Origin of the sequence: Malacoplasma muris (genome assembly GCF_046774425.1) — a bacterium.
GTDB lineage: Bacteria > Bacillota_I > Bacilli_A > Mycoplasmatales > Mycoplasmoidaceae > Malacoplasma > Malacoplasma muris.
Map to the genome: position 1 here is coordinate 561,251 of NZ_CP177248.1, position 17,291 is coordinate 578,541.

Below are 17,291 nucleotides of genomic sequence, written 5' to 3' on the forward strand. Positions count from 1 at the left end.
AAGTAATTATTAAAATTAAAATAGATTAGTAAAATAATAAAAAATCAAAAATAATAAATTATTTTTGATAAATTAAAATATTGGTTAAATTTATTGGTTTATTAGATAAATCATCAATTTCTAATACAACAGCACTAAATTGATACTTTCCAACTTGTTCTTCCAATCTAAATCTTTCACTATTTCCCATAAACATATTGATAATACTTTCAGGTTTAGCTCCAATAATTCCATTTTTAGGACCAGTCATACCAACATCTGTTATATAAGCTGTATTATTGTAAATTTTAGTATCATTTGTTTGAACATGAGTATGAGTTCCAAATATAGCTGTTACTCTTCCTGCAAAATTTAATAAAAATGCATTTTTTTCACTTGTTGTTTCACTATGAAAATCAACAATGTGAATATCAGAATTATCTTTTTCTAATAATTCTTCTAAATATAAAAAAGGATTTGTTTGTTGATCTTTAAAATGAACTGTAGAACCTAATAAATTAGTTATTCTAACTGATTTATTATTTAATAAAATAGTCTTACTCCCAACTCCAAATTTTCCAATTTCTAATTCTTTTAATATATTTGCAGGTCTAATAATATTTTTTTGTTTAGATAATATTTCAAAAATATCTTTTTTATGCCATGTATGATTTCCCATTGTAAAAAAATCAATACCTGAAGTATTTAACTCATTATAATCTGCTCAATTTAAACCTCTACCTAAAGTAGTGTTTTCAGCATTAGCTATAACATAATCAATGTTATAGTTTTTTTTAATATTTGATAGTTCACTGTGAATTGCATATTTTCCACATTCACCAAATATATCTCCAATAAATAAAATTTTCATTTTTTTCCATTCTAACAATCAATTAAGAAAGTTTTCTAATAATTGATTTATGATTTTTTAATATCGATTTTGTTCCATATGGATGTTTAAAGACAATATCTAAAACATCATTTTTTATTCCTACAATTACCCCACTTCCAAAAGTTGAGTGAATTATAGCATCACCTAAATTAAATTCTTTATCTTCTTTGTGATAAAAATCATCATATTTAATTTTTTCAGAACTATTAAATCAGGAATTATTTTCAGTTCCAGTTATTCTTTTATATGATTCATTAATTATTTCAACATTAGGGTTATTTTTTATTTCATAAAAAAATCTACTTGGTGTTTTGATAATTTTTGAATCTGAATTAAATGTTGCTCCATCAGAACTTGTAAGAAATAAATTCTCTTTTGCTCTTGTCATAGCAACATATGCTATTCTTCTTTCTTCACTAATATCATTTGAGTCAATTGACTTTTGTGAAGGAAAAATTCCTTCATTAAATTGAATAATAAAAACATTTTTAAATTCTAATCCTTTTGCTAAATGGACAGTCATTAAAACAACATTATTCTTTGTTTTTTCATTGCTTTCATCTAATGATGTATATAATGCTATCTCTTGTAAATATTCATTTATAGTAGAGTTTGGATTTTTAAATTCAAATTGATTAATAGCTGATTTTAATTCTATTAGATTTTCTAATCTATTTTTTTCTTCTTGGTCTATAAGCATTTGCTTATATAATGTTTTTTCTAATATGTAATCAAATAAATCCGTTAATGACTTGAATTTTCTTTCCTTAAACTCATTTATTAAATTTTTAAATTCTATACATGCATTTTTAGTACTATTATTAATATCAATTTCATCTAAAAAATCAAATGCTTCAAAAGTAGTAATATTTTTTTTGTAAGCTAATTCTTTTAATTTTGTAAAAGTTGCTTCAGATATTTTTCTTCTTGGGGTGTTATAAATTCTAGACAAAGAAAGTTCATCATTATTACAAATTAGTTTCATATAAGCAAGAATATCTTTTACTTCTTTTCTTTGATAAAATTTAAAACCTCCAAATATAAAATAAGGTATGTTAGCCTTAATTAATTCTTGTTCTATATTACGTGATACAAAATTACTACGATATAAAATAGCTATGTCATTATAAGTATATACATTACCATTAACAAGCATTTTTATTTTTTCTAAAACTCATCTTGATTCTCTATCTTGTGTTGAAGCATTAAAATACAATACTTTTGTTCCAGCTTTATTGTCTGTATATAACTCTTTATCAATTCTATTTCCGTTATTTTTAATCAAAGAATTTGATACATCTAATATATTTTTAGTAGAACGATAATTTTTATCTAAAATCACTGTATAAACATCTTTAAAATCTTCTACAAATTCTTTAAATATTTCTTTATAAGCACCCCTTCAAGAATAAATCATTTGATCTGGATCGCCCACAACTAGAATATTAGTTTTTTCTTTGGATAATAATTTAATTAATTCATATTGGTCATAATTAGTATCTTGAAATTCATCAACTAATATATAATCAAATTTATTTTGTCACTTCTCTAAAATATTTGGATTATTTTTAAAAATATGTAATGTGTAAATTATTAAATCATCAAAATCAAAATGATTATTTTCTTTTAAATAATTTTCATATTCTAAATAAACTCTTTCAATAACATTAGCTTTTTTATTACCAATATCATTTTCTAAAAAATTTTTAATCTCATCTGCACAATCATTAACTGGAATTCTATTGTTTTTCAAGGCACTTACAAAATATAAACAATTTGTTGCAGATAAAATATTTTTATCAATCCCACATCTATTATAAATCTCTCTTACAATTGATAATTGATCATCTTCATCAACAATAGTAAAATTAGAATACCTATTTGTATATTGCACTTCTTCTCTTAAAACTCTTAAACAAATACTATGAAATGTACCTATTCAATTAAATTGAAAATTATCAATAATAGAAGTTATTCTATTTTTCATTTCTGTTGCTGCTTTATTTGTGAAAGTAAATGCTAATATCCTTTTTGGATCAAAACCTATTTCTTTAACCAAATGAACAATTCTATAAACTAATACAGCTGTTTTTCCACTACCAGCCCCTGCTACAACTAGGGTGCTACATAAATCACTTGTGACAGCTAAAAGTTGCTTATTATTTAATTTTGACAAATAATTATTATCACTCATGAAATTACCCCCTAATCTATAATTGCTTCTGGATCTATTTCGCCTGGCAATCCATACTTAATATTAATTGTTTTAGATTGTTTTATGTTTTTATTATTATCAATATCTGTACTATTAACATCAATCATTTTTAAAACAACAGTATTACTAAAATAATCATTCAAGCTTCTTTTTTTTGATGTAAAAATAATATTTATAATTATTACTAAGGGACATAATAAACTTAGTGAAATTAATGTTGTAAAAATAGTCCCAATTACATTTGTTAATGTATCAGATTTATATCCAATAATATTTTTTATTAATGTTGTTGCTTCATTAGGATATGTAAAACTAACAATCCCAAAAACAAGAAAAATGATTGAAGGTAATCCTCACAAAAATAATTCTCTTTTAATCAATTCAAATAAAAATTTAAAATCTATTTTTTTATATCATTTATTTAAATAAATATTTTTTAATGAGACACTATATATTTTTATCTTAAACAAAGCAGAAAAGACTGTATAACCATTAAAAGCAAAAGGAATAACTATAAATCAAATAAAAAATAGAAAGAAAGTTAATAAAGACAACAAAAAAACTTTTCAAGAATATACTACTTCACCATCATTATAAAAAAGCGCAAAAACTAGTCCAACTACTGCACCTATAATAATTACTAAATCAAAAAATTTTGATACTAATCTAGTTCAAGCATTTGCTAAATTATATTTTGCTTTATTACTACTCTTTAAAGCTCCCATTTTTAAACCTATTTTAAATTCTTTCTAACATAAGAAAAATTTCTTTTAAATTCAAGAATATATTTTGATATTAATTTTCTATTTAAAATTTCCAATTTTGGATTCTTTTTATAATTGGGATAAATTCTATCTATTAAATCTGCAGCATTTTCAATTGCCTTAGTTACAATTTTTTCATTATTGTGATATGATGAATACATTTTTTTAACAAATTCATACAAAATACAAATTGGTATTCATGTAAGATATGCATTAATTCTATCTTCATCATACTCATTTTTTTTCATCAATATTTCACATAACATTTCAGCAGATTCTAATATATTATACAAATTATATTCATAACCTTTTTTAAGTTCTCTTTTTCAATTAGCTAATTGTTTATCAAGATAGAATGCATATTTATAGTTTTCTAAAACATTATAAATATAAAGTGAGTGAAAATTTTTATATTGAGCAAACTCAATTTTATTATCAATTAAAAATTTTCTTTTAAATATTTTATCTTTCAATGTTAATTTTATATTAACAATATTATCTAATTCATTATCAAATCCAGCACCAACTTCATATGGTAGATTAGTTAATGAATCATTATTACTAACCAAAAAATTAATATAGTCATATTTGTTGTTATTAGATTTGATTACATCTAATAATTCGCCAATAAAATTTGGTTCTAAAATAACCTTAGATTCTGTAAAATATACATAATCACCTTTTGCTTTATCCAATGCAAAATTATAGGTAAAAGATCTACCAAAATTTTCCATAAACTTAATTATTTTTATTCTTTTATCTTTAAACAAATCAAATTTTTCTATAATATCTGAAGCATTATCAGAAGGGGCATCTAAAATTAAAATTAACTCAAAATTTTTGTTATCTTGTTTAAGTATACTTTCAATTGATTCATTCAAATTAAAATGTTCTTTATAAACATGATATATTATTGAAATTTTCATATATTCCCCTTCCTTTTTACACATTAAATTATAATTTATAAAACAAATATAAAATGTTTTTTTATAAAAAACAAGTATTTTAAAAATACTAGTTATTTTGTTAGTTATATTAATAAAATTAATGATAAATTAATTAATTGCCAAATTATAAACCCATTCAAACAATAAATATATTATAATTCCATATTTAATTAATGAATAAAAAAATCCAAAACAAATAAAAATTTGTTTTGGACCCTGAATGAAATATGAAGTGCAACATCATAATAGCACAACTTATAACTCATAGCCAATAAAATGGTTATGAGTTTTTATTACCTTTCTATATAATGTTTATTTATTTCATAACTTGATTTAAAACCAAACATTTTTCTTGGCATGAGGTTTATCCTATTTTGTAGTCTAACTACATCATCATCTGTTAATAAATCAAAGTCTGTTCCTTTTTTATAAAATCTTCTAATAATACCATTAGCATTTTCATTGCTTCCTCTTTGAAATGAAGCATATGGTTCACAATAATAAATTTTGCAATTTAATCAATAGGCAAGGATTCCTATTTTATTAAACTCAATTCCATTATCTATTGTGATTGTTTTTACTTTTAAATTATTTTGTTCAACTAATTTTTTAATTGTTGAATTTATTGTAAAAGAATTTTTATTTTTGACTTTAATAATATATGTCATTCTTGTAACTCTTTCTACTAGAGTTAGCAAATTACTATATCCAGCTTTTCTTTTTCCAATAATTAAATCTGCTTCAAAATGTCCATATTCTTCTCTTTTTTCTATTTTAGAAGGTCTAGCTCAAAAAGGAAATACATATTTTTCATCAAATTTAGAAAACATACCTTTATGTCTTTTTCTTCCTTTTACATATCCTTTTCTAAGTCTATCTGATCTTTTTAATTTTCATCTATTGGATTTTATTCAATTAAAAACCTGTCTAGAACTTGGTGTTTTGACACAAGGATAATTTTTTTTAATATAATGACAAGTTGCTTCAACTCCATGATCTATTTTTCTAAATTTATCTAAAAATAGATCTGTAAAGCTTTTGTATCTATCAAGATAAAAAGCATGAGAATTTCATTTTCTATTTAAATATTTTTTATGAGCATTATTAGAATTATATATTCCACAAGATTCATTTCTTTTTAATTCTCTTGATATTGTAGATCTATGTCTATTCAATTCTTTTGCAATTGAGTTTAAAGATCTTTTTTCTTGATAGAACATAAATTCAATTAATGCTCTTTCTTTTTCTGATAAATGGTTGTATAACATAGTGGGTGTCTCGCTGTTGTGGAAAACTAAGGGCACCTTTTTCTTTTGTCCTATTTTATGTAAACAAAAAAATGAAGTGCACATATATTTTACAATATGTGTTGCACTTCATATTTCAATGCAGCTCCAAAACAAATAAAAATTTGTTTTGGATTAAATTATTAATGAATACAACTATCAACAAATTGTTCTAGTTCTTTTTTACTTCTAAATATTTGATTATTATAAATATATTTCTTGTCATCAACTAAGTTAATGTATTTTTCGAAATTAATGTTTTTAATTAATCATCTTTCAGCTCTTATTCTATCTGAAAAATACATTGTTCCTAAATCAGGTAATGTAGCTTTATAAATACTTACATTATTAATATCACTTGGTATATTTTCAAAACTATTGTTCAAAATATAAGATGAAGTTAAAATGTTTTTGGTTTTTATATTGAATTTAGATTTAAAAGTAGCTAATAAAGATTCTTTTGCCTTAGTAATAGCAAGTTTGCTGTCCTTTTCAACAAACATATCACTACTAATGTTTCCATCAGAAGGCATAGTTGATCCATTTTTTAGTGCATTAGCACTATTATCAACAACATAATTTGAAGCTTCTTCTATATTATTGATGATAGCTCCATTATTTCAAACTAATCCTGGTAACTTAAATTCTTTAGAATCAATATTATCAGCATAGCCATCAACTAAAGTTGGGATCTTTGCAATTAAAGTAGGTCTAATAGAATTAAGTATATTAGTAGCTATAACACTATGTTCTGCAGTATTAGTTGAAATTCCATTACTAAACGAATAAACTTTTTTACCAAAATAAACACTTGTTTGATTTATATTTGAAATATCAATTGTTCCATTTGCATTATTAGTTATACCTAAATCAGAAATAACATGGTTTAAAACTTCTTCTATTGAATTAAATGATGAAGAGTGATAACTATTCACATTTGCAAATGTATATTTATAACTAAAGTATTTATTATTAGATAAATCCATTTTTCCATATAACATTTGTTTTAATTGATCTCTTTTCAATTCTTCAGGACTATAATATTTAACTTGGTTATAATAATAAAATTCTTGAACTTGAGGAAGAGTAAATTGAATTGGTTCAATAAGTTTCATGTCATCTATTGAATTTACTTCTTTAACTTCTAAACCAAAATATCTACTTGTAGTTTGCCCACCATCTCAAATAAATTCTGTACCATCTGCTGTTGTATAGATATAGTAATCAGTAAATTTTTCAACTTTTAAAATTTCAGTAACAATTGCAAATATTTCAAAAGCTGCAAAAGCAATACCAAAAGCAGGACCAATTGCATTAAGAACAGGCATTACATAGTCATCAAATTTTGTCATAATTTTGAATGAACTTCATCTTCTTACAAAATCTAACTTTATAGCATTTGGATGAAAATGTAAATAATTTCACACAAAATTAGGTGTAAAATAATCTTTTATGTCATGTCACTTACGTCTAATAGCATTATTTAAAGTACTCATTAAATCTCAAAACCTATCAACATCATGTAATGTCGATCAAATTTGATATGATCAATATAAATCATTTAGAGCATCTATAACTCCAATACTTGAAGCAAAACAAATACTTGTTAATTTTCCTATAGCTGCTTTATATGCTGCTTGATTAGTAAGAGTTTCTTTAGTAGTAAAAACTCCTTTATTTAATCTATGATCTGTTAATACTAACAAATAAGTTTTATATCAATCAGCATCAGGATTTAATTTTGTATATTCGATAAATCAACTAGCTTTATCTTTTATTTTATATAAATAACCTGTTTGATCAAATTTACCAGTTTTTGTGTATTCATCAATTTCAGCACGTAATGCTGCATCACTTAATTCATGAATAGTAGCATTTGATGCTGTAACACCAACCAAAATATCATAAATTGCTACATTTTTACTTCTTAAAGAAGTAGATGATAAAACTTTAATTTTTTCTTCAGTACTTAAAGTAATAACATCTTTTACTTCTTTTAACTGACTATGAATTGCAAAACTTTCAAATATATCAGTAATATTTAACTTTGAAAAAGTTTCATAGATGTTTTTAAACACACTATAATTTTCTTCTTTATAAAATTCATCTTTGCTAATTACATTAAATTCAAACAAATAACTTTGATCATAACCTGAAAAAGTCATTAATCCACTCAACATATTTAAATTATTAGCTGCTCCAATATATGAACTAATTGCAGCAATTAATAAAGGATATTCTTTTAATTTATTCATGTAATATTCAGGAGTTGTGTTCAAATCTAATGTACTATCCCCAATTTTAAATAATGATTTAATATCAAGTTTTGATCCATCTTTTCCAATTAACATTTTTTCATCTAAAACAATGATGTCTAATATATCTTGTAAAAAATCAGCAACTTGACCAAAGTAATCAATTGTTTTATCTATAATTTTTTGATTAGCATTTCTACTAATTAATCTTTGCAATATAAAACTATACATTACAGGGAATTTATAAAATGTATTATATTTTTTCCCATTCATTAAATTAATATTAGTTGAAATAACTTCATTATACAAATCTTGGCTAAAATCTTTCAAATCAGATAGATATGTTTCATCTAAAGAATTGCCCATTTCATCTTGAAGTAATGTTCTAAAAATTCTAACATTTTTATTTTCATATTCTGATTCTTTCATGTTTAATTGATTATCATCATTCATAATCATTGTAAAAAATGAACCAATCATATTATCAATTTTAGATTCTTGAAAAGCTACTTTATGTTTTGTGTTATTTGTCATTCCACTAACTTTTTTTCACATACTTTTATTTGTAAAACTACCAATATCTAAATTACCATTATAAAAATATGGTCCTATTAAGTTATAGTTATCATTGATGCTATTATCTATAACATATCTTGATTCACCTTGATTGCTTTGAACATGTTGATATGAAAAATTACTAACATCAATATCATTAACAACAGAATTAACATTTTCAGATGTTATATTTATTTTTTGGCCATTTTTTGGATTTGAATATTCTACAACTTTGCTTACATTACTATTTATAAAGTTTGTTAAATATGATACAGCATTAGAACTATTAACATTAATTGGAGCAGAAGTTGATCCATTAGGAGCAACTATAGTAATTGAATTAAAACTAGAATTGTTATTTGGTAAATAATCAGAAAGCAAATAAGACCTTAAAAGCTCTTTTGAGTTAAAATACATATTGTTAAAATAGTATGCTTCTCTAGGTTCAAAATAAGATGAATAAGCATCATCATTTGAAGTTTTAATTGAGTCATTCTTACCTTTATATATTGTTGAAGTATTTACTTTATTGTTGCTATCTTCTTTATTAAGTTGTCCAATTACTTGATCTATTTGTAAAATACCCGTAGATTGATCTATATATTGTGATAAATCTAAAGAAGTGACATAATTTTCAACACTTAATTGATTTTTATAAATATATTCTCTTAAAGCTTCTGGTGTTTCAAAAACTTGTTCTAATTTTCCTAATCTTAGAACTCATTTAGATTTTGTTTCATCTTCTCTTTTATAATTTTCAACAATTGAATTTTTTTCAACATAATTATAAACATCATCTTTGCTACTAAAAGACTTTCCGTTAAATCATACAGTGTTTATACTTTGATTTGTTAAATGATAAACACAATAAGTCATAGGAGTTGCAACTAAAATTGTTGACATTGTTCCTAATAATATTGTTTTCTTTGATAAAACTTTAATTTCTTTTTTCGGCTTTGAAATATTACCTTTTCTAAGGTTAACTTTATTTAAAGAAATTTTGTTTGACATAATATACATCCTTATAATAGGTTTAAATATTAAAAATATATACATTCATAATATATACAATGATACATTATACAAATATATTACTTTCATTAGAAAATTCTATATTATTAGAATTGTTTTATATATGCATTTATAAAGTTATATATATAATTTTAATAAAAAAACAATAGTATTATATTTATACTATTGCTCGATTGAAATATGAAGTGCAACACATATTGTAAAATATATGTGCACTTCATTTTTTTGTTTACATAAAATAGACAAAAGAAAAAAGGTGCCCTTATAGTTTTCCATAACAACGAGACACCCACTATGTTATACAACCATTTATCAGAAAAAGAAAGAGCATTAATTGAATTTATGTTCTACCAAGAAAAAGATCTTTAAATTCAATTGCAAAAGAATTGAATAGACATAGATCTACAATCTCAAGAGAATTAAAAAGAAATGAATCTTGTGGAATATATAATTCTAATAATGCTCATAAAAAATACTTAAATAGAAAATGAAATTCTCATGCTTTTTATCTTGATAGATACAAAAGCTTTACAGATTTATTTTTAGATAAATTTAGAAAAATAGATCATGGAGTTGAAGCAACTTGTCATTATATTAAAAAAAATTATCCTTGTGTCAAAACACCAAGTTCTAGACAGGTTTTTAATTGAATAAAATCCAATAGATGAAAATTAAAAAGATCAGATAGACTCAGAAAAGGATATGTAAAAGGAAGAAAAAGACATAAAGGTATGTTTTCTAAATTTGATGAAAAATATGTATTTCCTTTTTGAGCTAGACCTTCTAAAAATAGAAAAAAGAGAATAGTATGGACATTTTGAAGCAGATTTAATTATTGGAAAAAAGAAAAGCTGGATATAGTAATTTTGCTAACTCTAGTAGAAAGAGTTACAAGAATGACATATATTGTTAAAGTCAAAAATAAAAATTCTTTTACAATAAATTCAACAATTAAAAAACTAGTTGAACAAAATAATTTAAAAGTAAAAACAATCACAATAGATAATGGAATTGAGTTTAATAAAATAGGAATCCTTGCCTATTGATTAAATTGCAAAATTTATTATTGTGAACCATATGCTTCATTTCAAAGAGGAAGTAATGAAAATGCTAATGGTATTATTAGAAGATTTTATAAAAAAGGAACAGACTTTGATTTATTAACAGATGATGATGTAGTTAGACTACAAAATAGGATAAACCTCATGCCAAGAAAAATGTTTGGTTTTAAATCAAGTTATGAAATAAATAAACATTATATAGAAAGGTAATAAAAACTCATAACCATTTTATTGGCTATGAGTTATAAGTTGTGCTATTATGATGTTGCACTTCATATTTCATTCAGGGAATAGTATTATATTTATACTATTGTATTCTTATATTAAAAATAAAGAGAAATTATTTTTTCTTGTCATTTGAATTATTAATATTTTTATTTCCTCTAGTCCTTATTACATTAGGATTAGAAACAATTATTGGTTTATTTACATTATTTGTTTTTGGAATACTTAATTTATTTTGCTCCAATAAATTTTTATTATTTTCCTTATTAGAAGCTACATTTGGATTAGCTAATTTATCCACTATTTTTTTATTATAAATTTGGTTTGTTGTTTTTACAGGAACAACATTTTTGTTAATTTTATTTAATTTCTTTAATAGTTCACCATTATTATTTGAATTATTTTTCTTTGCATGTAAATATTTATTACGTCTAAATGTTAATATAATTGGAGTAATAATCACAATTAAAGCTAAAATAACACTAAGTATAATAACTAATGTTAAATAATTGTTTGAATTACTTTCAAGTGTCTTAAAATTTGTTAATATTATTTCAGCATTTGATTTTAATCCACTAGATCCTAAATTTTTATAGAGTAATGTATATCTTACATTTACAGTACCTAAAGAATCATTACCTATAAATACTATTTCATCAATTTCAAAATATTCAGGATTTGTGTTTGTTGAGTTTAAAGATGTAGAATTTTTTATTGGTGATATTAAAGGATATAATTCATTAAATTCTTGTCAATTATTTTTATATTTGCTAATAAATTGAGATGGCAGCAAAAATTCATATTCAATTTTATTTTTATTATTTGCTTGTCTTTCTTCATTAATTGAATTTAACATAGTTTCATAATTCATTTGTGGAATAGTGTTTGTTTGAGTTATCCCATAATTTCAATTATATTTAACTAAACTATATTTAAAAGAAACTTCTGTCAAACTAAACAAATTTGATGTTTCCTGATTTGTTTTAAGTTTTTCTATAAATTCTTGTTTCACTAATAAATGGTAATAAGTGTTATCCACTGTATTAAACAATTTAATATTAGAATTAATTTGATTGTTGTTAAAAGAAAGATTATATGTTGCAACATTATTTGTTGTTTTATCATTGTTTAAAGTTAAATTAATTTCACTTGAACTAAATCAATTATTTTTAATACCAATTGTTTTTCTTAATAAAGTTCCTAAATTATCATTAACATCATTAAGAGACATATCACCTGTTAATGATAATGCTACATTTTCATCAAATGTAATGCTGTTCCCTGTTATATCAGATATTTTCTTGCAACCTGTACCATTAGAATTTGAATCAACAGTAACAATTAAATCAGTGTCAGGAATTGTTGATGGTATAGTATTATCTTTTCTATATTTAATTGTAAAAGATGTTGTTCCAGTCATCAAATTATTATAATAAGCTTCAGTATAAGGAGTATCATTATATGTTAGTTCTCAATTCGCATAATTATTATAAATACTTGGAACGTTTAATGAAGAAACTATATCATCTAAATCAAATTCATAAGGTAATTTATTTTTTTTAATTTCATTAAATTTTGTTACATTAAGTGTTATTTGAGTTGTTGTTATTTCTTTTACAAAATTTGTAAAATCATATCTTCCTCTAACATTAGTACTTTCCATACTAAGTGATGATAAAGATGATAAATCATAAGTTAATGACAACACTCCTCCAACATCATCTGTAGTAACTTTTATTGGATAATTATAATTTGGTGTTGTATTACTACCTGTACCATTGATACTAATTGAATTGGTAGTTAAATTTAATGAAGAATTTGCTCCTACAACAAAAAAATTATCTAATATTTCCTGTGTTGTTACTTCGCTTGGTTTTTTAGTTTGTTTTAAAGTTTCAATTGCTTGATACTTTGTACTATCTACTGTATTATTTGTAACTAAAATAAATTTTAATTTTTCTACTGTATTGAATATATTTAAATCTATATCAATATATCTTGTATATTTACTACCTGTATTTCATCATTCATCAAAATCAACTTTCACTCTAGCTTTTAATGCTCCTGTAGAATTATTAAACAAAACATTATTAGACCCTGATAATGTATAACCACTTAAAGCTGTCATATTTTCTAGTGACTTTGTGATGCTATAATCAAAACTATTAGTTGTGTTTGAAAAACTGTAGCTTACTCAATTTAATATTTCACTTTCTGGAACATCTTGTGGTAACTTACTTTTATAATTAGAGCTATCAGCTGCAGTTGAATAAGAATTCTCTATAACACGATTCCAACTATTAGATGCAGTAAGAGTTCCAAGTCCTGAAGTTCCTGGAACACCATTACCACGTTTAAAATTTATTTTTTCAGGATTTGTTGTTGATATATTTAAAGTTGAACTAAAATTTGCTGTATATGTTGCCTCTTGCAACACAAATCATCCATTGTTATTTTTAATATTAGCATCATTGATCAAGCTAAAAGATGGGATAGTTTTAACATTAGCATCAGTTGTAATAGTTAACGCTGTGTGCATAGAAGATATTGTTGCATTTTCTATTTTAAAAGATCCAATTATATATTTTGCTCAATCAATTGTTTTAGGAGTGCTACTTGTTGTTCCATATGATATATAATATAAAACATTGTTTTTCTTATCCAAATCAAATGAAAGAATGGAGTATGGTGAACCATTCATCATAATATTTGATGTACTATTACCTTGAGTAAATGTATGACTATTTCCTGTTTTATCATAATAAAATTTAAAAGTTCAAAATGATTCAGTTCCATAAATAAAACTATTAGTATAATTAGAATCACCTATTGGCACAACGCTTGAGTCCATTAACAAATACATTTGTTTATTTTGTTCAATATAAGGGATTACAACAGGAGTAGCAACTGAATGTTCTGAGTGAGAACTTGTAGTTGCACTTCCATTTGTTGAATTAACTTCAATTTCACTAGATTTAATTACAAAGTTTAATGAACCATCAAATAAAAAATATTGAATTTTATCTTTAGTAGTCCCAGTATTTTTAGTAAAAAGAGTAAACCCTCATACATCATTGCTTATATCAAAAATAGCTTGAATAGATTTACTTGCTTCATATGTAAAACTAGCAGTTGTCAAACCTGTAAACTTAGTTTGTACAACATCATAACTTATTGAGTTAACTAATTTAATATCACTGTTTCCATTATTATTAAAACCATTTTTTGGTATTGGAAAAATCACACCATTATTTTTATTAATATAAAAATCAAATATTTCCATATTCCCAAGTGTAGAACTTGATAAAATTCCAAGAGTACTATTTGACTTTGCATAATATGGCAATCCTGTTTGTAAGTTTAGTTGAAATATAAAAGGAGAAGTAGAACTACTAACTGTAACTTTTCCATAAACAATAATATGATCTGTAAATGGATTGTATTTTACAAAAAAGTTATTAGCAACACTGCTTGGCACTGAATTAGTAATTTGCTTGATTATTGAATTATTTGAATTTAAATCATATTCTCAAACAACTGTGTTAAAAAAAGAAATTAATCTAACTTTTGTTCCAGAAATATTAACAATTCCATATGGAGTTTCATTGTTGTTATTTCTATTATTAATATTTAAAGACATATCATCAGCTGAAACAGCTTTTAAATTATTATTACTAAGATTATAAAAAGCATTGTCATTTTTTAAAAAACCTACAGTTGCTGTAGATAAACCAACTACAGAAAATAAAAAAAATACATTCATCAATATCTTATTATTTTTTTTCATACTAGACAACCGTGCTTTTAATTTAATAATATGATTATATATAAACAATTTATCTCATTCAATATTGAAAATATAAAAAATTATGGTTATTTTTTTATGACAAAATAAAAAGTAGGTTTTAACCTACTTTAATAAACATTATTAAATTTATAATTATTATTTTAATTAATTCCAAAACTTCTAAAAGATATTCTTTTAAAATCTATATATCAACAAGAAGCTTTAAATATTACATATCTTTCTTCATCATAATATTCTCTAGTAATAAACATCTTGTTTAATTCAGTATCATACTCAATATATTCATCAAATGAAAAGCCCTTAACATTAGAATCAATTATATAATCACATATATTCATATCTAATTCATACTGTTCTGCAATATCAACATACAAATCTTTTGATACTGATCATTTAACAACACCTATAACACTTTTATTTTTATCATAGTATTCTGTTATTAATTGCACAACAGCTTCTTGAGTATTTATAACTTTTGTTCTTTGGGTTTTTGAATTATTTTGAATAAATTTAGGTAACATGATTATTATGACAGAATTATCTGATACATAATACCCTGAACCACGAACAGGTTTTAATATTCCAGCAGATTCTAATGCCACAAGAGAGCTACGAGCTGTTAATCTACTACAATTAAATTTTCTAGCAAAAGCATTTTCGCTTGGCAATTTTTCATTAACAGGAAATTCGCCTTTTAATATTTTTAAAGAAATATAAGAAATAATATAACGTTTAATCGAATACATAATATATACCAATAAAATATGTAAATGCTAAAAACACTCACATATTTTATTAATTAAGCAATATATTTCATTCCGATGGCTTTTAAAATTGCTGATAATACAAAGTTGAATGGTTTATTTAAATGAGGCAAGAAGTAAACATCTGTGAATGCTACATCTAACAAACTTAATCCTTGTTGAATTGCTAATCCTAATGAGAAAATTCATTCTGTATGGTTAGCATTTCCATAAGATAAAATTTGAGCTCCTACTAATCTCAATGTATCTTCTTCATAAACTACTTTAACACCAACTTTTTCAACTGTGTTCATTCATTCTGGTCTATCATTATCTTCATAGAATGCAGATTTAACATTTAAACCAAATCTTTTAGCAGCTTCTTCACTTACACCTGTACTTGCAAATTTGTGACCAAATACACACAATGCATTTGTACCTACAATTGATTTTAATTTTACATATTCTGCACCATTAATTTGTGAAGCAGCAACAATACCTGATTTAACTGCATTTGTAGCTAAAGCAATGTTTCTATATTGTTTAGTTGCAGCATCATATATAGCAGCACAATCACCAATAGCATAAATATCTGGATCACTTGTTTGAACTTTTTCATTTACTTTAATTGCACCATTTTGAACTTTTTCAAGATCTGGTAACAATGAATGATTTGGAGCAAATCCCAAACATTGAATTACTAAATCAGCTTGAATTTCATTACCTTTATCAGTAACTAAACCAGTAACTTTTCCGTTTGAATCTCCAACATATTTAGTAACACCTTGTCCTAAATACACTGAAACACCTGAAGAAACTAATTTATTTTCTAATACATCTGAAAATTCTTTATCAAAATAATTAGCTAAAACTCTTGGAGCAAAGTCTACTAAAACAACTTTTTTCCCTTTTTGATGATAAGCTTCAACTAATTCAATACCAATATAACCTGCACCTATTACAGCTACAGTATTAATTGTTGGGTCATTAGCTTTTTCAATCAACTTTAATGCATGTTGATAAATCTTACAAATTTCTACATTTTTTAAATCTTGATTTTCTACATGTCTATCAATAGGTCAACTACCAGCTGCATAAATTAATTTATCGTATTTTCATGCAGTTAATTTATTGTTAGATAAATCTTCAACATATACAGTTTTAGAAACTCTATCAATTTTTTTAACATCATGCTTCATAAATATTTTAGCACCCATTTTTGTTAATTCAGCTGGGTTAGAATAAAATAAATCTTGTGTATTTTTTACTACTCCTCCAACTGTTAATGCAATCCCACACCCTAAGAAAGAGATGTTATCATTTCTATCGAAAGCAACAACATCAGCTGATGGATTTTGAGAAAGTAACGTTCTAATTGCTGAAGTACCAGCATGGTTTACACCAATTACAATTGTTCTCATAACACTTATATCCTTTTTTATAAAAAAATTTTTTTATAAATATATTGTAAATCTAATAAATAAAAAAAATTCATTAATTTTTAATATTTAACAAAATTAATGAATTAA

Annotated in this window: 10 protein-coding genes; 1 reads left to right on the plus strand and 9 read right to left on the minus strand. The window is 23.8% G+C overall.

Annotated features, from left to right (window positions below; all coding sequences use genetic code 4):
* Window positions 1-58: 58 nt before the first annotated feature.
* The 6 genes from ACLFO7_RS02255 to ACLFO7_RS02280 all read right to left on the minus strand — a co-directional run bounded on the left by ACLFO7_RS02255 (window position 59) and on the right by ACLFO7_RS02280 (window position 9,904).
* A complete protein-coding gene (locus ACLFO7_RS02255) occupies window positions 59-850 on the minus strand; it encodes a TIGR00282 family metallophosphoesterase (protein ID WP_412031898.1) in 792 nt (263 codons plus the stop codon).
* Window positions 851-872: 22 nt separating this feature from the next.
* On the minus strand, window positions 873-3,065 hold the full coding sequence (locus ACLFO7_RS02260; RefSeq protein ID WP_412031899.1) for an ATP-dependent helicase: 2,193 nt from the start codon (window positions 3,063-3,065) through the stop codon (window positions 873-875).
* 11 nt (window positions 3,066-3,076) lie between these two features.
* Window positions 3,077-3,811: a hypothetical protein gene (locus tag ACLFO7_RS02265; protein ID WP_412031900.1), complete on the minus strand. Its 735-nt coding sequence runs from the start codon at window positions 3,809-3,811 to the stop codon at window positions 3,077-3,079.
* Between the two features lie 8 nt (window positions 3,812-3,819).
* Window positions 3,820-4,776, minus strand: coding sequence for a glycosyltransferase family 2 protein (locus tag ACLFO7_RS02270; protein ID WP_412031901.1), 957 nt, complete (start codon window positions 4,774-4,776; stop codon window positions 3,820-3,822).
* 314 nt (window positions 4,777-5,090) lie between these two features.
* On the minus strand, window positions 5,091-6,065 hold the full coding sequence (locus tag ACLFO7_RS02275) for an IS30 family transposase (RefSeq protein WP_412031902.1): 975 nt from the start codon (window positions 6,063-6,065) through the stop codon (window positions 5,091-5,093).
* Between the two features lie 161 nt (window positions 6,066-6,226).
* A complete protein-coding gene (locus ACLFO7_RS02280; RefSeq protein ID WP_412031903.1) occupies window positions 6,227-9,904 on the minus strand; it encodes a hypothetical protein in 3,678 nt (1,225 codons plus the stop codon).
* 407 nt (window positions 9,905-10,311) lie between these two features.
* On the opposite strand from ACLFO7_RS02280, the gene ACLFO7_RS02285 reads away from it, so the two are divergent.
* Window positions 10,312-11,196: an IS30 family transposase gene (locus tag ACLFO7_RS02285; RefSeq protein ID WP_412031904.1), complete on the plus strand. Its 885-nt coding sequence runs from the start codon at window positions 10,312-10,314 to the stop codon at window positions 11,194-11,196.
* Window positions 11,197-11,326: 130 nt separating this feature from the next.
* Here the strand turns inward: ACLFO7_RS02285 and ACLFO7_RS02290 are convergent, their stop codons facing one another.
* The 3 genes from ACLFO7_RS02290 to ACLFO7_RS02300 all read right to left on the minus strand — a co-directional run bounded on the left by ACLFO7_RS02290 (window position 11,327) and on the right by ACLFO7_RS02300 (window position 17,183).
* Entirely contained in the window at window positions 11,327-14,998 is a 3,672-nt protein-coding gene (locus ACLFO7_RS02290; protein WP_412031905.1) for a hypothetical protein, read from the minus strand.
* Between the two features lie 161 nt (window positions 14,999-15,159).
* Window positions 15,160-15,765, minus strand: coding sequence for a winged helix-turn-helix domain-containing protein (locus ACLFO7_RS02295; RefSeq protein WP_412031906.1), 606 nt, complete (start codon window positions 15,763-15,765; stop codon window positions 15,160-15,162).
* A 53-nt stretch (window positions 15,766-15,818) separates the two neighbouring features.
* Entirely contained in the window at window positions 15,819-17,183 is a 1,365-nt protein-coding gene (locus tag ACLFO7_RS02300; RefSeq protein ID WP_412031907.1) for an FAD-dependent oxidoreductase, read from the minus strand.
* Window positions 17,184-17,291 lie beyond the last annotated feature (108 nt).